The organism is Pseudomonas sp. GW821-FHT05H12 (genome assembly GCF_059419385.1).
On sequence record NZ_JBWKRS010000007.1, the window covers coordinates 152,609 to 172,297 of the forward strand.

Annotated in this window: 18 protein-coding genes; 9 read left to right on the forward strand and 9 right to left on the reverse strand. The window is 64.1% G+C overall.

Annotated elements, in window-relative coordinates; genetic code table 11:
• Positions 1-23 precede the first annotated feature (23 nt).
• The 5 genes from AC07SU_RS08635 to AC07SU_RS08655 all read right to left on the reverse strand — a co-directional run bounded on the left by AC07SU_RS08635 (position 24) and on the right by AC07SU_RS08655 (position 3,891).
• Positions 24-914, reverse strand: coding sequence for a bestrophin family protein (locus tag AC07SU_RS08635; protein ID WP_494996780.1), 891 nt, complete (start codon positions 912-914; stop codon positions 24-26).
• 83 nt (positions 915-997) lie between these two features.
• Positions 998-1,687: an SOS response-associated peptidase family protein gene (locus AC07SU_RS08640; protein WP_176997663.1), complete on the reverse strand. Its 690-nt coding sequence runs from the start codon at positions 1,685-1,687 to the stop codon at positions 998-1,000.
• A 50-nt stretch (positions 1,688-1,737) separates the two neighbouring features.
• The gene (locus AC07SU_RS08645; RefSeq protein WP_494996781.1) at positions 1,738-2,334 is read right to left on the reverse strand and encodes a glutathione S-transferase family protein; all 597 of its coding nucleotides are present in this window, start codon (positions 2,332-2,334) and stop codon (positions 1,738-1,740) included.
• Between the two features lie 28 nt (positions 2,335-2,362).
• Positions 2,363-2,896, reverse strand: coding sequence for a G/U mismatch-specific DNA glycosylase (gene mug, locus AC07SU_RS08650; protein ID WP_494996782.1), 534 nt, complete (start codon positions 2,894-2,896; stop codon positions 2,363-2,365).
• Entirely contained in the window at positions 2,893-3,891 is a 999-nt protein-coding gene (locus AC07SU_RS08655) for a cupin domain-containing protein (protein WP_494996837.1), read from the reverse strand. The genes mug and AC07SU_RS08655 overlap by 4 nt, the downstream gene beginning before the upstream one ends.
• A gap of 65 nt (positions 3,892-3,956) precedes the next feature.
• On the opposite strand from AC07SU_RS08655, the gene AC07SU_RS08660 reads away from it, so the two are divergent.
• Positions 3,957-5,183 (forward strand): MFS transporter, encoded by a 1,227-nt coding sequence (locus tag AC07SU_RS08660; RefSeq protein WP_494996783.1) that lies wholly within the window; start codon positions 3,957-3,959, stop codon positions 5,181-5,183.
• Position 5,184: 1 nt separating this feature from the next.
• On the opposite strand, the gene AC07SU_RS08665 is transcribed toward AC07SU_RS08660, so the two are convergent.
• Complete coding sequence (locus AC07SU_RS08665; RefSeq protein ID WP_494996784.1) at positions 5,185-6,042, reverse strand: LysR substrate-binding domain-containing protein; 858 nt, start codon at positions 6,040-6,042, stop codon at positions 5,185-5,187.
• A gap of 134 nt (positions 6,043-6,176) precedes the next feature.
• Here AC07SU_RS08665 and AC07SU_RS08670 point away from each other — a divergent pair, with 134 nt between their 5' ends.
• Genes AC07SU_RS08670 through AC07SU_RS08685 form a run of 4 tightly spaced genes read left to right on the forward strand, consistent with a single transcriptional unit; the run spans position 6,177 to position 10,314 of the window.
• Positions 6,177-7,226, forward strand: coding sequence for an agmatine deiminase family protein (locus AC07SU_RS08670; protein WP_494996785.1), 1,050 nt, complete (start codon positions 6,177-6,179; stop codon positions 7,224-7,226).
• The gene (aguB, locus tag AC07SU_RS08675) at positions 7,223-8,104 is read left to right on the forward strand and encodes an N-carbamoylputrescine amidase (RefSeq protein ID WP_494996786.1); all 882 of its coding nucleotides are present in this window, start codon (positions 7,223-7,225) and stop codon (positions 8,102-8,104) included. The genes AC07SU_RS08670 and aguB overlap by 4 nt, the downstream gene beginning before the upstream one ends.
• Complete coding sequence (locus tag AC07SU_RS08680) at positions 8,101-9,177, forward strand: extracellular solute-binding protein (protein WP_494996787.1); 1,077 nt, start codon at positions 8,101-8,103, stop codon at positions 9,175-9,177. The genes aguB and AC07SU_RS08680 overlap by 4 nt, the downstream gene beginning before the upstream one ends.
• A gap of 36 nt (positions 9,178-9,213) precedes the next feature.
• Positions 9,214-10,314: an agmatine deiminase family protein gene (locus AC07SU_RS08685; protein ID WP_494996788.1), complete on the forward strand. Its 1,101-nt coding sequence runs from the start codon at positions 9,214-9,216 to the stop codon at positions 10,312-10,314.
• Here the strand turns inward: AC07SU_RS08685 and AC07SU_RS08690 are convergent.
• A complete protein-coding gene (locus AC07SU_RS08690; RefSeq protein WP_176997730.1) occupies positions 10,311-10,727 on the reverse strand; it encodes a MarR family transcriptional regulator in 417 nt (138 codons plus the stop codon). The two genes, AC07SU_RS08685 and AC07SU_RS08690, sit on opposite strands and share 4 nt — an antisense overlap.
• A 328-nt stretch (positions 10,728-11,055) precedes the next feature.
• Here AC07SU_RS08690 and AC07SU_RS08695 point away from each other — a divergent pair, with 328 nt between their 5' ends.
• From AC07SU_RS08695 to yghU, 4 genes are read left to right on the forward strand one after another with little or no spacing between them, the layout of a single operon-like run.
• Positions 11,056-14,235: an efflux RND transporter permease subunit gene (locus tag AC07SU_RS08695; protein WP_494996789.1), complete on the forward strand. Its 3,180-nt coding sequence runs from the start codon at positions 11,056-11,058 to the stop codon at positions 14,233-14,235.
• Between the two features lies 1 nt (position 14,236).
• Complete coding sequence (locus AC07SU_RS08700) at positions 14,237-15,406, forward strand: efflux RND transporter periplasmic adaptor subunit (RefSeq protein WP_494996790.1); 1,170 nt, start codon at positions 14,237-14,239, stop codon at positions 15,404-15,406.
• Positions 15,399-16,844, forward strand: coding sequence for an efflux transporter outer membrane subunit (locus AC07SU_RS08705; protein ID WP_494996791.1), 1,446 nt, complete (start codon positions 15,399-15,401; stop codon positions 16,842-16,844). Before AC07SU_RS08700 ends, AC07SU_RS08705 begins: the two co-directional genes overlap by 8 nt.
• Positions 16,845-16,846: 2 nt before the next feature.
• On the forward strand, positions 16,847-17,680 hold the full coding sequence (gene yghU, locus AC07SU_RS08710) for a glutathione-dependent disulfide-bond oxidoreductase (protein ID WP_176997674.1): 834 nt from the start codon (positions 16,847-16,849) through the stop codon (positions 17,678-17,680).
• Between the two features lie 139 nt (positions 17,681-17,819).
• Here yghU and AC07SU_RS08715 read toward each other — a convergent pair whose 3' ends face one another.
• Both AC07SU_RS08715 and AC07SU_RS08720 read right to left on the reverse strand, forming a co-directional pair.
• Entirely contained in the window at positions 17,820-18,662 is an 843-nt protein-coding gene (locus AC07SU_RS08715; RefSeq protein ID WP_494996792.1) for an oxidoreductase, read from the reverse strand.
• A gap of 90 nt (positions 18,663-18,752) precedes the next feature.
• Positions 18,753-19,688, reverse strand: a complete 936-nt coding sequence (locus AC07SU_RS08720) for a sugar ABC transporter substrate-binding protein (RefSeq protein ID WP_494996793.1) — start codon at positions 19,686-19,688, stop codon at positions 18,753-18,755.
• Position 19,689 lies beyond the last annotated feature (1 nt).

Sequence of the window (19,689 nt, forward strand, 5' to 3'; positions counted from 1 at the left end):
GCACTTTAGGCCGTAAGGCGGGTTTAAACGATACGCTCGCCGCCCAGCGCATCACGCTGCATCGACTGCAGGTTTTTCTCGATGGTTTCGCAGATCGTTTCCATCTGGATCTGGTGTTCGCTGGAATGAAACGGGCTTTGCAGGTCGGTGCCGATGCGCTCGATGGCCAGCAGCATGAAGCCCACCACCGTGGAGGCCAGCGGGGTGAACCAGCCCAGGGATTCCACCAGACCCACCGGCACGATCAGGCAGAACAGCGAAATGAACAGGCGCGGGAAATACACGTAGGGGTAGGGCAGTGGCGTATTGGCGATGCGCTCCATGCCGCCCTGGGCGTTGGACAAGTCCACCAGCGTCGACTCCAGCCGCGCCAGGCGGATGCTGTCCAGGTGGCCGGCCTTGTATTCCTTGGCGAGCAACGCGGCGGAGCCGGTGAGGATGTCATTGGCAAAGTTGTTGGTCGCGCCGCTGCGGGCGAACTCCTCTGGCGGGATAAACGCACGCACTTCGTCGGGGCACGGCTGGCCCTTGAGGTGGGCGGCCAGGCAATTCACATAGGCCACATGGCGGCGCAGCAAGGTGGCCTTGACCGGGTTGGCCTCGCTGCCGTGATCGTCCAGCAGCGTCAGCACCTGGCGCGCAAAGCTGCGCGAGTTGTTGACCATCGCGCCCCACAGCGTGCGTGCCTCCCACCAACGGTTGTAGGCGCTGCTGTTGCGAAAACTGATCAGCACCACCAGGGCCGAACCCAGCAGGGTCAGTGGCATCAGCGGCAGGTTGATCTTGGCGTTGAGGAACAGCATGAAATCCACCGTCACGGCGATGTCCCACAACAACAGCCAGAACAGGGCCCAGCCCACGTAGCCCATGGTCTTGATGATCAGGCGGTACTTCTTGAGGATGGCGGCTTTCAAACGAGAACCTCGCGGCGGTTGGCAACAGTGCCTTAGCTCGGACGCAGGTTCATGCACAAAGGTTCGACGCCGCTGAATCGTTTCTACTGCCCGGCCGCCAAGGGTTCGATGATATGCGGCCCCTCGTGGCGCGGGTTGCCCACCGCACAGTCCACCTTGAACCACTCAAAAACGTCCGAGGGCTCGCCCTGCAACAACACCATCTGCTCGGCGCGGCCGCGCGGCGTCGCCGGGTCCAGCCATTCTCGTGCAAGCGTGGGGTTCAACACCACGGGGCGGCGATCATGGATGTCGACCATGCCACCGGCGCTGTCGGCGGTGATGATCACAAACCCGTCGTGTTCGCCCGCGCCCTCATCGGCGTCGGGCAATTGGCCGATGGCCGCGCAGAGCACGGGCGCGCCATCGCGTCGACGAACCAGGTAGGGCTGTTTTTTCGGGCCGCCTTCGTCCACCCATTCAAACCAGTTGTCGACCGGGGCGATGGCGCGGTGTGGCCAGATCGCCCGAAAGAACGCGCCATTCGCGACTTTTTCCACACGGGCATTGATCGGCGGCGCGCGGTCCTTGGCCCAGTGCGGGCGCCAGCCCCAGCGCACACGGTCGGCATGCAACACCGCCTGCTCCAGGTGCAACAGGGCAACCCCTGTCGAGGGCGCCACGTTGTAGCGCCCAAGCGGTTGCTCGCCCACGCTGTTGACCAGGGCATTGGGCATGCTCAAGGCCGCCACGAAGTCATGGATACCGCGGTACTGCGAGAGTCGTCCGCACATGGCCGCTTCCTCCGGCTGAACCCTGAGCGTAGACGCTGTTGCAGTGGCCGTTATTCGATGGGGTATTTCCTAAACGCCGGGTGCTCCTCCAGCCGCTCGGCATGGCGCTTCAGGTGGGGGAACGCATCCGCCTTGACCACCGACGCCACGGTGAACTGGCTGAACGACCAGGCGACGGCGGCCGTAATCGACGCCTGGGTCAGTGCCTCGCTGTCAGGCAGTTGTTTTTCCAGCAGCGAGTAGGCCGCCAGCAATTGGCCGCTGACCCGATCCAGCCACGGTGCATGCTGTTTCTCGGCCGGGCGCAGGTTGTGTTCATAGACGATCTGCACGCTTTTCTCGCAGGCCGCCAGGGCCAGGCCCAGCAACTGCAAGTCACGAGCGCGGGCGGCGGGCGCCTGGGGCAGCAGCTTTTTGTCGGCTGGGGCGAGGGTTTCCAGGTAGTCGAGGATCAGGCTGGAATCCATCAGCACCGTGCCGTCGTCCAGCACCAGGGTCGGGGCCTTGACCACCGGGTTGATCTGGGCGAACTCATTGAAGGTGCGAAACACCGACAGCGGTTCATGCACGAATTCCACGCCGTACAGCTCCAGGGAAATGGCCACGCGGCGTACGTAAGGCGAGTCCAGCATGCCGATCAGTTTCATGAAGCCTCCATTGCTTACAGTGACGGGCTCAAGAGAGTAAGGGCTCAGGATCGGCGTGCGCAATGGCCTCGTGCAGGGCTTGATAAGCCTCCACCAACTGCTCCAGATTGAATGCCAGGTTGCGCCCGCTGGGGTTGGGCAGCACCCACACCGCTGCGCCGCCGAAAGCCTGTGGCTGCAAACCCCAGGCGATGTCGCGCTGGCCTGACAGCGCGCTGTAACCGGCCTTGCCCAGGAACGCCACGAAGCGGGGCGCGCAACGGCGGGTTTTCTGTTCGAACGCTGCTGCTGCATCCTTGAATTCATGCCGAGCCAACTCGCCCGCGCTCGCCGTGGGGCGCTCCACCACGGTGGTCAGACCGCAGCCATAGTGCAACAGCGTGAGGCCATCCTGCGGGTGGAGTTCATGGGGCGTGAAGCCGGCGAGGTGTAAGGTGCGCCAGAAGCGGTTGCTGCGATTGGCAAAATGCAGGCCCAGGGCGGCGGAACCCTTGCCGGGGTTGATACCGCAGAACAGCACGTCCAGGTGATCGGCGAGGATATCGTCGAGGCGGTCGTTCATGTCGGGCTCCTGCTGCGCTGACGGCTGGCCCCCGGTGGTTGGCCGGTAATGCGCTTGAACGCACGGCTGAAAGCTGCCTGCGAGGTATAACCCAGCCGCAGCGCCACTTCTTCGATAGGCAAACGCTCCAGGGTCAGCCATTGGCTCGCCAGGCGCATGCGCAACTCTGTCACGTAGCGCAGGGGCGGGATGCCCAGGGTGGCCTGGAAGCGCTCGGCGAACACCGAGCGTGAGGTGTGACAGTGCGCAGCCAATTCGTCCACGCGCCAATCGCGACCCGGTTGCTGATGCAGCGCGAGCAGGGCACCGGCCAATCGCGTGTCGCGCAGCGCCGCCACCAACCCGGACGCATTACCGCAGGCGCATTCCACCCAGCCTCGCACGATCATGGCGGCCACCACATCGGCGAGCCGCGCGAGGATGCCCGAGTAGCCCATACGAGCAGCGGACACCTCACGTTCCATCACCGCCAGGATCGGCATCAGGCCGGGGTAACGCTGGCCCTGGGCATCGATCAGCATCAAGGCTGGCATCAGGCTGCCAAGCCCCTGGAGGCTGCCAAGTTCGAACGCCATGCAGGCGCTGAACAGCAAGGTGTTGGGGGGCGTATCGGGAGATGCATCCACGGCACACACGGTATCGCCCAACGGGGTCGCGCCAAAGCCGCCAATGTCTTGCACAGGCGCGTTTGCGTCGGAGGACAGCGCATGGGCGCCGCCGTGGGAGATGAACACGGCATTGCCCGCCGACAACTCAAACAGGCTGCCGTCGTCGGTGCGCAGGGTGGCCGTTCCCGCTGCCAGGAAGTGGAAGTAGGCGTGTCCGGGTTTGGCCTCAAAGCCCATGCCGAACCTTGGCCCGGCCTGGATGCGCCGGTACTGCACCCCGCTCAGGCGCATGCCGCGCAGCAGTTCGTCGATCAGGTCGGAAGACAGATTGAAAGGGGCCAATGCGCTCATGTTCGGGGTTTTGGTCAAAAACTCAAGGGTATGCATCATAGATCATCCGGATGGGCGAACCTAGACTGGCCGTCGCGCTAATTTACCGAGGATGTCGTGTGATGAATGATTGTGTCGCTCATGCCGCTAACCCTGCCCACGTGGAGCCTGATGCGCCTGCCTGGATGGCGGTGTTTTCCCTGGCCATGGGGGTGTTCGGGCTATTGACGGCGGAGTACCTGCCGGCCAGCTTGTTGACGCCAATGGCGATGGACCTGGGCGTGTCCGAGGCGCTGGCGGGCCAGGCCGTGACCGTAACGGCAGTGGTGGCGCTGTTTGCCGGGCTGCTGGTGCCCGGCCTCACGCGGGGGATCGACCGGCGCGTGGTGCTGCTGGGCTTCTCCGTGTTGATGATTGCCTCAAACCTGTTGGTGGCGTTCTCTTCAAGCCTGGCGGTGTTGCTGCTGATGCGCATCTTGCTGGGCATCGCCCTGGGCGGTTTCTGGAGCATGGCGGCCGCGGTGGCCATGCGCTTGGTGCCGGCGGCACTGCTGCCCCGTGCGCTGTCGATCATCTTCAGTGGTATTGCGGTGGGCACGGTGGTCGCCGTGCCGCTGGGCAGCTACCTCGGGGGGCTGTATGGCTGGCGCAGTGCGTTCGTTGCCGCCGCCGCCGTCGGTGGCGTGACGCTGGCGTTCCAGCTGTTCACGCTGCCACGCCTGGCGCCCACGGGTGCCGCACGTCTGCGCACGGTACTGGAGGTGTTGCTGCGCCCGGGTATTGCCATCGGCATGTTTGGCTGCGTGCTGGTACACACCGGGCACTTTGCGCTGTTCACCTACATCCGGCCGTTCCTGGAAAGCACCACGGGCGTGGGCACCGAAGGGCTGGCCCTGATGCTGCTGGGATTCGGTGCAGCCAACTTTGTTGGCACGCTGTCGGCCGGTTGGATGCTGGTGCGTTATCCGCGTGGCACCTTGGTGTTGATGCCGGTGGTAGTGGGCGTCGCGGCACTCGCCCTGGTGATGTTGCCTGCGTCCCTGTCAGGGCAGGCGGCGCTGCTGATGCTGTGGGGCATGGCCTTTGGCGCAGTGCCCGTGGCGTGGTCGAACTGGGTGGCCCGCGCCGTGCCGGATCAGGCTGAAAGTGCCGGTGGCATGGTCGTGGCTTCGGTGCAGTCGGCCATCGCGGCAGGAGCGGCCGGTGGGGGCGCGATGTTCAGTCTCAGCGGCATAAGCGGGGTGTTCCTGGGGGCGGGGGGACTCATGCTGTTGGCTGCCTTGTTGATCGCACTGCGCGTGCAGGTACCACGCGCCGAAGCAGGCGTGGGCGTGGCGCTGCACCTGTGAGCTAGCTGGTCAGGTTGGCCAGCAGCCACGCCGTGAAACTGCGCGCCAGCGGGTCGTGTTCGCTGTCGCGATGGGTCAGCAGCGCCCAGCTCGGCCCGCGGATTGTCGCTTCCACCAAGGGCACGAGCAGGCCGTCTTGCTGCGCTTGGCGGCACAGCAACTGGCTGACCAAGCCAATCCCCAGGCCGGTGCACACGGCGTCCAACAACAGGCCAGGGTCGGAGAAGTTCAGTCCCTGGTCTAGTTGGCCCACATCAATCCCGGCTTCCACCGCCCAGTGGCTCCAATCCATTTCGCGCTCGCCGTGCAGGGTGGTGCGTTGCTCTTTGGGCTGCTCCAGCACGCGCGGGTGGCAGGCGGGAAACAAGCGATCGGCATGCAGCACCCGGAAGCTGCATTCGGCCTGGGAGCTGATGTCGTCGCGCACCGCCAGGTCGATGGTCTGGCTGGCCATGTCGGGGACTTCGTCGGTGCTGAAGATCCACAGGTCGACTTCCGGGTGTTGCCGGCGAAAATCCGCAAGCCGTGGCAACAGCCAATGGCGCGCAAAGGTGGGGGTGGTGTTGAGCACCAGTTGGTTGGGTTTGCGGTACTGGCCCAGGCGCCGCACGCCCACCGCCAGTTGTTGCAGCAGGGCCTGGGTGGTGCTGAGGAAGTCATGGCCGGCGTCGGTCAGGCTCACGCTGCGCCCGCTGCGGAAAAACAGCGGCTGTTCCAGGTACGCCTCCAGGCTGCGGATCTGCTGGCTGATCGCCGATTGGGTCAGGTGCAGTTCTTCGGCAGCCTTGTGGAAGCTGCCCAGCCGGGCCGCGGCTTCGAAGCCGCGCAGGGTGCCGAGGGGCGGCCAGTGGTTGAGCATGCTGATAAGTTCCTCTAATCAGTTTTCTACAAAATCCATCGTTTGTCCGGCTTTGCAGCCCGCCATAGCATGTACGCCAAGACTCCGTGGGCAGTTTTCACTGAACACAATGACTTAACTGAAGGGTACTTGTCATGCAGCAGAATGCAATGCAAAGCAATGGTTGGTGGATGCCTGCGGAGTGGGCTCGGCACGCGGCGACCTGGATGGTCTGGCCGCATAACCGCGCCTTGTGGGAAACCACCTGGGGCGTGACCCTGGCGCAGGTGCAGCAGGATTTCGCACGGGTCGCCAATGCGATCGCCCGCTTTGAACCGGTGAAGATGCTGGTCGATCCGTCCGCAGTCGCGGGCGCCAGGGCCCTGTGCGGTCCCGGCATCGAACTGATCGAGCAGGCCGTCAACGACAGCTGGTGCCGCGACTCCGGCCCGAGCTTTGTCTGTCACCCGCAACTGGGCACGGCCGGGGTGAGCTGGCGCTTCAATGCCTGGGGCGGCAAGTCGGCCCATGATCTGGACGAAAGCCTGGCGCGCCGGGTGCTCAATCACCTGGGCCTGGAGTGCTTCGGCACGCCGCTGAGCAACGAAGGCGGGGCGATCCATGTGGACGGCGAGGGCACCTTGATCACCACCGAATCGGTGCTGCTCAACCCCAACCGCAACCCCGGCGTGACCAAGGCCGAGATGGAGGCGATTTTTGCGCGGCTACTGGGCATCAAGAAGACCATTTGGCTGCCCGGCGACCCGGACTACGTCACGGGCGACATGACCGACGGCCATGTCGACGGTGTCTGCGCATTCGCCCGTCCCGGAGTGTTGCTGGTCGATGCGACCCATGACCGAAGCTCTGTCTACGCCGAGGTCGTGCGGGAAAACCGCCGCGCCCTGCAACTCGCCACCGACGCCCAAGGCCGGCGTTTCGAGCTGATCGACTTGTATGAAGCCACCGACGCGGTCGACACCGAGGCCGAGGTGTTCTGCGCGTCCTATACCAATTTCTACATCGCCAACGGCGCAATCATCATGCCGGCGTATGGCATTGCTGCCGATCAGGTGGCGGCCGAGGTCCTGGCCGGGGCGTTCCCGGGGCGCGAAATCGTGCCGGTGCAGATCAATCACCTGGCCCATGGCGGCGGTGGCGTGCACTGCATCACCCAGCAACAACCTGCGTGGGTGCAGCCATGAGCCTCCTGACGATTGCGACGACCCAGATGCCTTGCACCTGGGACTTGCCGGGCAATCTCGACCGTGCCGAGCAGTTGGTGCGAGAGGCGGCGGCGCAGGGCGCCCAGGTGATTCTGTTGCAGGAGCTGTTCGCCACGCCGTATTTCTGCATCGAACAGCATCACAAGCACCTGGCGCTGGCCGAGGAATATCAGCACAGCGGTGTGCTCAAGCGCTTCGCCGCGTTGGCCAAGGAGCTGGGCGTGGTGCTGCCGCTGAGCTGGTTCGAACAAGCCGGCAATGCGTTCTTCAACTCCCTGAGCGTGGCCGATGCCGACGGGCGCTTGCTCGGCGTGTACCGCAAGACCCATATCCCAAATGCCATCGGCTATCAGGAGAAGGAGTATTTCAGCCCCGGCGATACGGGTTTTCGCGTGTGGGACACGGCCTTCGGGCGCCTCGGCGTGGGAATCTGCTGGGACCAGTGGTTTCCCGAAACCGCGCGTTGCCTGGCCTTGCAGGGCGCCGAGGTGCTGCTGTTTCCCACGGCCATCGGCTCGGAACCGGGCTGCGCGACCCTCGATTCCCGCGACCATTGGCAGATGACCATGCGCGGCCACGCGGCGGCGAACCTGTTGCCAGTGGTGGCGGCCAACCGCGTCGGGCGTGAAGTGGCGACCACAGATCCTGCCTTGCAAATGGACTTCTACGGCTCGTCGTTCATCTGCAACCACAAGGGCAAGCTGCTGGCCGAGGCCGACCGCGACAGCACCGGCGTGCTCGTGCACAGCCTGGACCTGTCTGCCATGCGCGAAGACCGCCTGACCTGGGGCATCTTCCGCGACCGCCGCCCGGAAATGTACGGCGGCCTACTCACCCTGGATGGGCGCCCATCATGAAACGTCTATTGAGTTGCGTACTGATGCTCACGAGTGCCTGCGCCCTGGCCGACGACAAAACCCTGAGGCTCTACAACTGGGCCGACTATTTTGCCGCCGACACCTTGGCCAAGTTCACGGCCGAGACTGGTATCCAGGTGATCTACGACGTGATGGATGGCAGCGAAACCCTGGAAGCCAAGTTGATGGCGGGCGGCAGCGGTTACGACTTGATCTTCCCCGGTGACACCGTGGCCGAGCGCCTGATGCGGGCGGGCAGCCTACAGGCACTGGACCCTGCCAAGCTCACCGCGTTGAACGATATCGAACCGGGTCTGCAAACGCTGCGCACCCATTACGTCAATTCGAACAAGGCCACGGTGCCCTACACCTGGGGCACCATCGGCCTGACCTACAACACGCGGCAGATCGAGCAGCGCTTACCAAATGCGCCGGTCAACAGCCTGGACCTGCTGTTCAAGCCTGAGCTGGCGGCTAAATTTGCCGATTGCGGCATCTCGCTGATTGACTCGCCGGACGAGGTGTTGGCCGTGGTGCTCAACTACCTGGGCCGCGACCCGCGCAGTGCCAAGCGTGAAGACCTGGCCGCTGCCAGCGACGTGTTACTCAAGCTGCGCCCGTACATCCGCAAGTTCCAGTCGCAACCGGTGACCGATCTGGTCAACGGCAACCTCTGCCTGTCCCTGGGCTACAGTGGCGACATGACCCAGGCCCAGCGCGCCGCCGATGCCGCCGGCAAGCCGGTGACCTTTGGTTATCACATCCCCCGCGAGGGCACGACGGTGTGGATGGACACCATGGCCATTCCCGTCGACGCCAAGCACCCGGAATACGCCTACGCGTTTATCAACTTCGTGATGCGCCCGGAAAACATGGCCGCCATCACCAACTTCACCGGTTACCCCACGGCCAACGCCAAGGCCCGGCCGGAGGTGGAGGCCAGCATGCGCGACAACCCCGACATCTACCCGGACGCGGCCACGTTCGAACGGTTGATCGCCGGCAAAGACATCCCCCAGGCGGACATGCGTGCACGGATGCGCGTGTGGACTAAATTCAAAACCCAACAATGAACGTTTTTCAATTCAATACCGTATGCAGGAACCACCATGCCAACCCGTCGTACCTTCATCAAACAAGCCAGCGTGGTCTGCGCCATGACATTGCTCACTACCCACGTGCGAGCTGCCGTCAAAGGCCGCTTCTACATGCCCGACGAGGGTGAAAAACACCGCCAGGCGTTCATTGCCTTTGGCGCCCAGGATGCTATCTGGGAAGATTTCACCGCCGACGTGCAGGTCGCGTTGGGCCGTATCGCCAGGGCGATTGCCCAATACGAACCCGTCACCGTGTTCTGCCGCGAAGACGAGCGCGCCCTCGCCGAGCAGCACTGCGGCACGCGCAATATCACCTTTGTGGAGACCGAACTGGACGACATCTGGATGCGCGACACCGGCGCCAATTTTGTCATCGACGGCACGGGCGGCCAGGCGGCGGTGGACTTCAATTTCAACGGCTGGGGCAACAAGCAGCAGCACGCAGACGACGCGCACGTGGCGGCCCTGGTCGCCGAAGAAACCGGCGCGCGCCACATTCGCAGCGAACTGGTAGGCGAGGGCGGTGCCATCGAGGTGGATGGCCTGGGCACCGGCATCATGACCGAAAGCAGCTGGATCAACCGCAATCGCAACCCCGACTGGAGCAAGGCCGACGTCGAAGCCGAACTCAAGGAGCGCCTGGGCTTGCGCAAGATCATCTGGCTGCCCGGCATCAAGGGCAAGGACATCACCGACGCCCACGTGGATTTCTACGCGCGCTTCGTCGCCCCGGGCGTGGTGCTGGCCAACCTCGACACCGACCCCGAGTCCTACGACCACAAGGTCACCCTGGCGCACCTGGACATCCTCAAAAACGCCACCGACGCCGACGGCCGGCCGCTGACCGTGCACACCGTGTCGCCACCGCTGAACCCACGCAAAAGCAAGTTCAGCCGGGGCAATGAGGATTTCGCGGCGGGGTACATCAATTACTTCGTGATCAACGGCGCGGTGATTGCGCCAGAGTTTGGTGATGCGGTGGCCGACCGCAAGGCGCTGGACCTGCTCTCGCAGCTCTACCCGAACCGCAGGGTGGTGCAGCTCAATATCGACGCGATCGCGGCGGGTGGCGGTGGCATTCACTGCGTGACCAACCACCAGCCGATGGCTTAGTCGTCCTTGGCCAGCAGCACCTTGGCAAATTCGTCGGAGGCGATGAAGTCCAGGGTCTGGCGCAACTGCGCCGCGGCTTCGCGGCCGAACGCCTGATCGAAGCGTTCGGCCATTTTCAGCGACACCTGCCGGGCCACCGCGTGGGTCTGCACACCGGCTTCGGTCAGCAGCACGCGGCGGGTGCGGCGGTCCAGTTCGTCCACGCGCAACTCCACCAGCCCGTCACGCACCAGCGGCTTGAGCGTGTGGCCCAGGGCCGACAGGTCCATCACCAGGTTTTGCGCCAACTCACCCATCTTCGGCGTGCCGGCCTTGGCAATCTGATTGAGCACTGCGTACTGGGTGGCTTTCAAACCGCAGGGGGCATACGCCTCGTCATAGATCTGACCCAGGCGGCGGGACGTGCGACGCACGGCACCGTTCACGCAGGCGCTGGGGCTCTCGGAGCAAGGCTTTGCAGCTTTCAAGGGCGGATACTCTCTGATACAAAAAACGACGTGGCAATTATGCCGTTCGAACCCTTCAGGACAAGGCTTTTCGGCCGGATATGCCCTTCCAGATGAAGACTGAGACAGCTTGAAACAAATTAGTTGCGTACGCCACTAAATTCGATATCGTGGCGTATGCCTCTTTGTGACTCGGATGTCGTTGCAAATTCCCCAGGAAGCGCATGGGGTGAGGCGGAAAAAAGGCGCGGCCCTGCCGGCTTGAACATCCAACCCCCTGTCTGGATCACCTCCTATGCTGAGCCTCGTGCGCATCGCGTTGCGGCGCCCCTATACCTTTCTGGTATTGGCCATTTTCATTCTGATCATCGGCCCGCTGGCGGCCTGGCGAACACCCACCGACATCTTTCCGGAAATCCGCATCCCGGTGATTGCCGTGATCTGGCAGTACACCGGTTTGCCGCCAGACCAGATGGCGGGGCGCATCACCTCGCCGTTCGAGCGGGTGCTGACCACCACGGTCAACGACATCCGGCACATCGAAGCGCAATCGATGAACGGCTACGGCATCGTGAAGATCTTCTTCCAGCCCGGCGTCAACATCAGTACCGCCAACGCCCAGGTGACCTCGGTGTCCCAGGCGATCCTGCGCCAGCTGCCGCCGGGCACCGTGCCGCCGCTGGTACTCAACTACAGCGCATCCACCGTGCCCATCGTGCAGTTGGCCTTGTCGGGCCCGGGCCTGAGTGAGCAGCAACTGGGCGATATCGGCATCAACTCCGTGCGCCTGATGCTCACCACCGTGCCGGGGGCGGCGCTGCCGTACCCGTTCGGCGGCAAGAGCCGGCAGGTGCAGATCGACCTCGACTCGGCGCGCATGCAAGCCCGTGGCCTGTCGGCGCAGGACGTCGCCACCGCCCTGGCCACCCAGAACCTGATCACCCCGGTGGGCACGCAAAAGATCGGCAGCTACGAATTCAACCTGCAGTTGAACAACTCGCCGTCGGACTTCCATGACCTGGAAAACCTGCCGATCAAGACCGCCGACGGCACCACCGTGCTGATCCGCGACGTGGCCACGGTGCGCGACGGTAACCCGCCACAAACCAACATCGTGCACGTGAACGGTAACCGTTCGGTGCTGCTGACCGTGCTCAAGACCGGTTCAGCGTCGACCTTGGGCGTGATCGCCGGGGTCAAGGACAAGCTGGCCGACAACAAGGCCGCCTTGCCGCCCAACCTGAACATCGACCTGATCGGTGACCAATCACTGTTCGTGCGCTCGGCCATCGGCGGCGTAGCCCGTGAAGGCTTGATCGCAGCGGCGCTGACCAGTCTGATGATCCTGTTGTTCCTCGGCAGCTGGCGTTCCACCGTGATCATCGCCACGTCGATTCCCTTGGCGATCCTGGCCTCGATTGCCACGCTCTCGGCCCTGGGCGAAACCCTCAACATCATGACCCTCGGCGGCCTGGCGCTGGCCGTGGGGATCCTGGTGGACGACGCCACGGTAACCATCGAAAACATCAACTGGCACCTGGAGCAGGGCAAGCCGGTGGAGACGGCGATTCTTGACGGCGCGGCGCAGATCGTGACCCCGGCGTTCGTCTCGCTGCTGTGCATCTGCATCGTGTTCGTGCCGATGTTCTTCCTCGACGGCGTGGCGCGCTTCCTGTTCGTGCCGATGGCCGAAGCGGTGATCTTCGCGATGATCGCCTCGTTCATCCTGTCGCGGACCCTGGTGCCGACCCTCGCCAACTACCTGCTCAAGCCCCATGTGCACGGCGAAGACGGGCATGCACCGTCGCGCAACCCACTGGTGAAATTCCAGCGCGGGTTCGAGCGGCACTTTGAAGCGTTCCGCGAGCGCTACCACGGCGTGCTCGACACGGCCTTGCATCATCGCCGCGCAGTGGTGGTGGGCTTGCTGGCGTTTGTCGCGGTGTCGTTTGCGCTGGTGCCGTTTTTGGGCCGCAACTTTTTCCCCGAGGTCGACTCCGGGCTGATCCTGTTGCACGTGCGTGCCCCGGTGGGCACACGAGTGGAAAGCAATGCGCACCTGATCGCCGACATCGAGAATTCGATCCGCCGCAAGATCCCGGGCGAAGACCTCAAGGCCCTGGTGGACAACATCGGCCTGTCCATCAGCGGTATCAACGTGGTGTACAACAACACCGGCACCGTGGGCTCCCAGGACAGCGACATCCAGATCAGCCTCAACGAAGGCCATCGTCCGACCGCCGAATACATGCGTGAGCTGCGCGAAAGCCTGCCACGGGAATTCCCGAGCGCGGTGTTCTCGTTCCCGGCGTCGGACATCGTCGGGCAGATCCTCAACTTCGGTTCATCGGCGCCGGTGGACGTGCAAGTCACAGGGAACAACCTGGCGGCCAACTTCACTTATGCCAGCGCGTTGCTACGGGATATCCGCCGCGTGCCCGGGGTGGTGGACGCGCGTATCCAGCAGTCGCGGCAGTTGCCCACGTTCAACATCGACGTGGACCGCACCCGTGCGCAACTGGTTGGCCTGACCGAGCGTGATGTGACCAACAGCCTGGTGGTCAACCTGGCTGGTTCCAGCCAAGTGGCGCCGACGTTCTGGTTGAACCCGGCCAACGGCATTTCCTACCCTATCGTCATGCAAACCCCGCAGTACAGCCTGGAAAGCCTGGCGGCCCTGCATAACCTGCCACTCAGTGGCAGCGCCGGCGCGGCCACCGATCAGACCCTGGGCGGCCTGGCCAATATCCAGCGCAGCCACAGCAACTCGGTGATCACCCAGTCGGATATCCAGCCGGTGGTCGAAGTGCTTACTGCGATCCAAGGCCGTGACCTCGGCGCCGTGGCGGCCGATATCCAGAAGATCATCGCCGCCCACGCCAGTGAAGTGCCCACTGGCTCCAAGGTGCTGTTGCAGGGCCAGGTGCAGACCATGAACGCCGCGTTCAGCGGCTTGTTGTTCGGCCTGCTGGGGGCGGTGGTGCTGATCTACCTGTTGATCGTGGTCAACTTCCAGTCGTGGAGCGACCCGTTCGTGATCATCACCGCCTTGCCGGCCGCATTGGCGGGGATCGTGTGGATGCTGTTCGTCACCCATACACCGCTGTCGGTGCCGGCGCTGACAGGGGCGATCATGTGCATGGGCGTGGCCACTGCCAACGCCATCCTGGTGGTGAGCTTCTGTCGCGAGCGCCTGGCGGTGCATGGCGATGCCGTGCAGGCCGCATTGGAAGCCGGCTTTACCCGGCTGCGGCCGGTGTTGATGACCGCCATTTCGATGATTATCGGCATGGCGCCCATGGCCCTGGGCCTGGGGGAGGGCGGCGAGCAGAACGCGCCGCTCGGCCGTGCGGTGATTGGCGGCCTGGCGTTTGCCACCATCGCCACGCTGATTCTGGTTCCGCTGATTTTCAGTCTTGTCCACGGGCGTCGCCAGCACGCCACGCTGGCGACCACCGTTACCCAAGGGGTTTGACATGTCCGTTTCTCTTTCTAAACCGAAGTCTTCCCGTGGGCTGCTCTGGCTGGTCGTTGGCGGGGTGGTGGTGGTTGCCATCGTGGGCGTGGGCATCGGCGTGCGCGCCAATGAATCCCGTGACCTCAAGACCTGGACCGATGCGCAGGCGCTGCCCAGCGTGAAGTTGATCAAACCGTTGGTGCAGGCCCAGGGCCCGGTGCTCAACCTGCCGGGGCGCATGGAAGCCTATTCCCGTGCGTCGATCTTTGCGCGGGTCAACGGCTACCTCAAATCCTGGAACGTCGACATCGGCACCCGGGTGAAAGCCGGCCAAGTGCTGGCTGAAATCGACACTCCGGAACTCGACCAGCAACTGCTGCAGGCCCGTGCCACCTTGGCCTCGGCCCAGGCCGATGCGCACCTTGCCGAAACCACCGCCAAGCGTTGGCAGGCGATGTTGGCGACCGACTCGGTGTCGCGCCAGGACGTGGACGAGCGCACCGGTGACCTGACCGCCAAACAAGCCAAGGTGGCGGCGGCCAAGGCCAATGTCGACCAGTTGGTGGCGACCAAGGGCTTCCAGCGCCTGGTGGCGCCGTTTGCCGGCGTGGTCACCGCGCGCAGCACCGACGTGGGTGCGCTGATCAGTGCCGGTGGAGCTGCCGGCAAAGAGCTGTTCGCCGTGGCCGACGTCAGCCGCCTGCGCGTGTACGTGCAGGTGCCGCAGACCTTTTCGCCGCAGATCCGCGAAGGCACCACGGCGCGCCTGAGCGTGCCGGAATACCGCGGCGAAACCTTCACCGGCAAGGTGATCGCCACTGCCGACGCGGTCAATGCCGCGTCCGGCAGCACCCTGGTGCAACTGCTGGTGGACAACCCGGGCGGGCGCCTGCTGCCGGGCGGCTACACCAGCGTGCAGTTCGATTTGCCGGTGCAAGCCGATGTGCTGCGGGTGCCTTCCAGCGCCCTGGTGTTCGATGACCACGGCATGCGCGTCGCCACCCTCGACAGCACGGATCACGTGCGCTTCAAGACCGTCAGCATTGCCCGCGACTTTGGCGATAGCGTGGAAATTGCCAGCGGCCTGCAAGCGAACGAACGTGTGATCGACACACCACCCGATGGCCTGGCCGACAACGATGCGGTGCAATTGGCGGCCGCTCCCGCCGAGGTCAAACCCCATGGCTAAGCGCACTTTCTTCGGCCTGGTCGCCACCTTGAGCCTGGGGGCGTGCTCGTTGGCGCCGCCGCTCAAGGTGCCCGAAACCCCGGTGGCGGCACAGTTTCATACCCAGGCCCCGTGGACCGTCGGCACCCCCAACGACCAGGCCAACCGCGATGGTTGGTGGCACATCTACAACGACCCGCAGCTGGACGCGATGCAGCAGCAGTTGCTGAAAAACAACCCCGACCTGAGTGCGGCACTGGCCCACTACGAGCAGTCCCAGGGCTATGTGGCCCAAGCGCGTTCGGGGCTGTTCCCGACGATATCGGCCATCGGCAACGGCCAGCGCATTCGCCAGTCCGACACCAAGCCGCTGCGTTCGGCCACCTCGCCAAATGTCTACAACTCGGCCACCCTGGGCCTGGAAGTCGACTATGAAGTGGACCTGTGGGGCCGCGTGCGCGACACCGTCGCGGCCGGCACCAGCGATTCCGAAGCGGCCAAGGCCGACCTCGCGTCGGTGCGCCTGAGCCTGCAGGCGCAATTGGCCGACAGCTACATTCGCCTGCGCGGCATCGACTGGCAGAACCAGCTGCTGGAACAGACCCGCGACGCCTACGCCAAAGCGTTGGGCCTGACCGAAGGCCTGCACGGCGGCGGGATTGTCTCCGGCCTCGACGTGGCACGGGCGCGCACGCAGCTGTCCACGGTCAAGTCGCAATTGAGCCAGAGCCTGGTGCAGCGCGCGGTGCTAGAGCATTCGATTGCGGCGATGCTGGGGGAGTCGGCGTCGACCTACTCGGTGGCGGTCAACGTTGCGCCGATTGCCTTGCCGAACGTGCCCACCGGTGTGCCGTCGAGCTTGTTGCAACGCCGGCCAGACATCGCCGCCGCCGAGCGCCGCATCGCCGCAGCCAACGCACGAATCGGCGTGGCCAAGGCCGCGTGGTTTCCGCAGATCACCTTGAGCGCCCAGGGCGGCTATCAGAGCGATGAGTTTGCGCGGCTGCTCAGCGCGCCGAACCTGTTCTGGGCCATCGGCCCGTCACTGGTGGGCACGCTGTTCGACGGCGGTGCACGCCAGGCGCAGGTCGACATTGCCAAGGCCGCCACCGATGAAGCCGCCGCCAAATACCGGGGCGTGGTGCTGGGGGCGTTCGAGCAGGTGGAAGACAACCTTTCGCAGATCGCCGGGCTGGGTAGCGCCCTGGACGACCAGCGTGATGCAGCGGCCGCTGCGCAGTACGCCGAGGACCTTTCCACCTCGCGCTATCGCCAGGGCGCCGTGGCCTACCTCGATGTGGTGACCGCCCAAGTGGCTGCGCTGGAAGCCAAGCGCACGGTATTGCAACTGCAAACCCAGCAATTGAGCGCTAATGTGGGCCTGATCAAGGCACTGGGTGGCGGCTGGAACGTGGCGCAACTGGCGGCGTCGAACCCTATTCAACCCAAGGAGCAGTAACGATGACTGACTACGTACCCCCGAAAGTCTGGACCTGGGACACCGAAAGCGGCGGCACTTTCGCCAGCATCAACCGGCCCATCGCCGGAGCGACCCACGAGCAGGAATTGCCGGTGGGCAAGCACCCGCTGCAACTGTATTCACTGGCCACGCCCAACGGGCAAAAGGTCACCATCCTGCTTGAAGAACTGTTGGCCCTGGGGCACAGCGGCGCGGAATACGACGCCTGGCTGATCAAGATCGGCGATGGCGACCAGTTCGGCAGCGGCTTTGTGGGTGTCAACCCGAACTCCAAGATTCCCGCATTGCTGGACCGCAGCGGCGCCACGCCGATCCGGGTGTTCGAGTCGGGAGCGATCCTGCAATACCTCGCGGAGAAGTTCGGTGCGTTCTTCCCCACCGAGCCGGCGGCACGAGCCGAATGCCTGTCGTGGCTGTTCTGGCAAATGGGCAGCGCGCCGTACCTGGGCGGTGGTTTCGGGCATTTCTATGCGTATGCGCCGAGCAAGATGGAATACGCGATCAACCGCTTTGCCATGGAGACCAAGCGCCAACTCGATGTGCTCGACCAGCGTTTGGCCGTGAGCGAATACATTGCCGGGGATGAGTACACCATTGCCGATATCGCGATCTGGCCTTGGTACGGCGGCCTGGTGAAGGGCCGGTTGTACGGCGCGGCAGAGTTCCTGTCGGTGCATGAATACAAGCATGTGCTGCGCTGGGCGGACGCCATCGAGGCCCGGCCTGCGGTACAGCGTGGACGCCGGGTGAACCGCGTGTCCGGCGAGCCGCACGAGCAACTGCGCGAGCGCCACGACGCCAGCGACCTGGATTGAATATCTGCCTGCAGGCGCCTCGGTGCATCAGGTACACCGGGTAGAGGCCATCGCCGGCAAGCCGGCTCCTACAGGTGACTGCGCTCGGCCGCCTTTTTGTAGGAGCCCGGCTTGCCGGCGATGCAGGCGGCTCGGTGTATCAGGCAAAATCGGTTGCGCGGGAAACGCTTTCCCAGGCGCTGATCTCGGCTTGCAACGCCGTGAGCTTGGCCGTCACATGCTCCACCGCGTCATTGCCCAGCAGCAAATGCGCCGGTGGCTCGGTGCTTGCCACCACCTGCATCATCGCCAGGGCTGCTTTTGCCGGGTCGCCGTCCTGTCGCCCGCTGCGGGCTTGTCGTGCTGCTCGCACGGCATCAAACGAGGCGTCGTAGTCGGCGATGCTGCGTTCGGCCCTGACCATCGAACGACCCGCCCAATCGGTGCGAAAGCCCCCCGGCTCAATCGCGGTGACGTGAATGCCGAACGGTTTCACCTCCTTGCCCAGCGCTTCGGAGATACCTTCCAGCGCAAATTTGCTGCCGTGGTACACGCCCAGGCCGGGGAAGGTGGTCAGGCCGCCCATCGAGGTGATGTTGAGAATATGCCCACGGCGGCGCTTGCGCATAAACGGCAGCACCGCCTGGATCATCGCCACCGCGCCGAACACGTTGACTTCAAATTGCTGGCGTACATCGTCCAGGGACGACTCTTCCAGCACGCCCTCAAAACCGTAGCCGGCGTTGTTGACCAGCACATCAATCGCGCCAACGTTCTTTTCGATCTCGGCCACCACGGCCGGGACAAACAGGCTGTCGGTGACATCTAGCAAGCGCGCAAAGGAGTAGCCAGGTTTGATGCGGTCGAACGCGTCGATGGCCTCCGGCGTGCGCACGGTGCCGACGACGCGCTCGCCGGCAGCCAACAGGGTCTCGGCCAGGGCTTTGCCGAAGCCGGAACTGATACCGGTGATAAGCCAGGTTTTCTGGGGTTGTGCAGGCATGGTGATCTCCCGTGAGTGTGCCTGGGATCTTTCTCCGTTAAGGCCAGGCACACAATCGGGCAGACGCTGCTCAGGCTTTGAAGCCGTGCTTCACAATGCCTGCTTGTAGCGCTGCTCAAACACCGCCACTTGCTCGGGTTTGATCAGCTCGAAGGGCACCCAGACTTCTGGCTCGATGGGCTCACCCTTGATCATCCGGATGGCCGCCTGCACGGCCTGGGTCGCCTGAGCCTTGGGGTCCTGGAACACCGAGGCGGTCAGCAGGCCACGCTTGATGGCCGCGAGGCCATCCGGCAAGCCATCGATGCCGATAATCGCCACCTCGCCCTTGGCCTTGCCGGACTGTTGCAATGCCATGGCGGCGCCGATGGCCATTTCATCGTTGTTAGCGACGATCGCATCGAACTGCGTACCCGCCAGCAGCCAGTTGCTGGTCAGGTCCATGCCCTTGCTGCGCTGCCATTCGGCGCTTTGCTGCTCCACCACCTTGATCCCGGGGAATTCCTTGAGCACCTGCCTGGCGCCTTCGGTGCGGTCATGGGTGGCGTTTTGCGCGAGGTCGCCCATGATGATCGCCACGTTGCCTTTGCCACCGAGCTTTTCTGCGAGGTAGCGCATTTGCAACTGCCCGGCCTCGATGTCGTTGGAGGCCACGGTGACCACGCCCTTGGGCAGGGTGCGTTCATCCGGGTGGCGGTTGACGTACACCAGCGGCGTCTTCGCGGCGACGGCGGCGCGAGTCATGTTGGCGGTGGCGGCGGTGTCCACCGGCAACACGATCACGGCGTCGACCTTCTGGTTGAGAAAACCCTCGACCTGATTGAGTTGGCGCACCACGTCGCCCTGGGCGTCTTCGAACTGGATCTGCACATCTTGCTGTTTGGCGGCGGCTTCGAGGCCGGTGCGCACATAGGTCATGAAGTTATCGTCGACTCGGGCGATGCTCACGCCAATGCGGTAGGCGGCGAAGGTCCATTGGCTGAACAGCAGCAACAACGTGGCAACGAGCAATGAATAGCGATGCATG

Coding starts and splice junctions, on each gene's coding strand:
- AC07SU_RS08640 (WP_176997663.1), bottom strand. CDS start 1,687: ATGTGCGGACGACTCTCGCAGTACCGCGGTATCCATGACTTCGTGGCG.
- AC07SU_RS08645 (WP_494996781.1), bottom strand. CDS start 2,334: ATGAAACTGATCGGCATGCTGGACTCGCCTTACGTACGCCGCGTGGCC.
- mug (WP_494996782.1), bottom strand. CDS start 2,896: ATGAACGACCGCCTCGACGATATCCTCGCCGATCACCTGGACGTGCTG.
- AC07SU_RS08655 (WP_494996837.1), bottom strand. CDS start 3,891: ATGCATACCCTTGAGTTTTTGACCAAAACCCCGAACATGAGCGCATTG.
- AC07SU_RS08660 (WP_494996783.1), top strand. CDS start 3,957: ATGAATGATTGTGTCGCTCATGCCGCTAACCCTGCCCACGTGGAGCCT.
- AC07SU_RS08665 (WP_494996784.1), bottom strand. CDS start 6,042: ATGCTCAACCACTGGCCGCCCCTCGGCACCCTGCGCGGCTTCGAAGCC.
- AC07SU_RS08670 (WP_494996785.1), top strand. CDS start 6,177: ATGCAGCAGAATGCAATGCAAAGCAATGGTTGGTGGATGCCTGCGGAG.
- aguB (WP_494996786.1), top strand. CDS start 7,223: ATGAGCCTCCTGACGATTGCGACGACCCAGATGCCTTGCACCTGGGAC.
- AC07SU_RS08680 (WP_494996787.1), top strand. CDS start 8,101: ATGAAACGTCTATTGAGTTGCGTACTGATGCTCACGAGTGCCTGCGCC.
- AC07SU_RS08685 (WP_494996788.1), top strand. CDS start 9,214: ATGCCAACCCGTCGTACCTTCATCAAACAAGCCAGCGTGGTCTGCGCC.
- AC07SU_RS08695 (WP_494996789.1), top strand. CDS start 11,056: ATGCTGAGCCTCGTGCGCATCGCGTTGCGGCGCCCCTATACCTTTCTG.
- AC07SU_RS08700 (WP_494996790.1), top strand. CDS start 14,237: ATGTCCGTTTCTCTTTCTAAACCGAAGTCTTCCCGTGGGCTGCTCTGG.
- AC07SU_RS08705 (WP_494996791.1), top strand. CDS start 15,399: ATGGCTAAGCGCACTTTCTTCGGCCTGGTCGCCACCTTGAGCCTGGGG.
- yghU (WP_176997674.1), top strand. CDS start 16,847: ATGACTGACTACGTACCCCCGAAAGTCTGGACCTGGGACACCGAAAGC.
- AC07SU_RS08715 (WP_494996792.1), bottom strand. CDS start 18,662: ATGCCTGCACAACCCCAGAAAACCTGGCTTATCACCGGTATCAGTTCC.
- AC07SU_RS08720 (WP_494996793.1), bottom strand. CDS start 19,688: ATGCATCGCTATTCATTGCTCGTTGCCACGTTGTTGCTGCTGTTCAGC.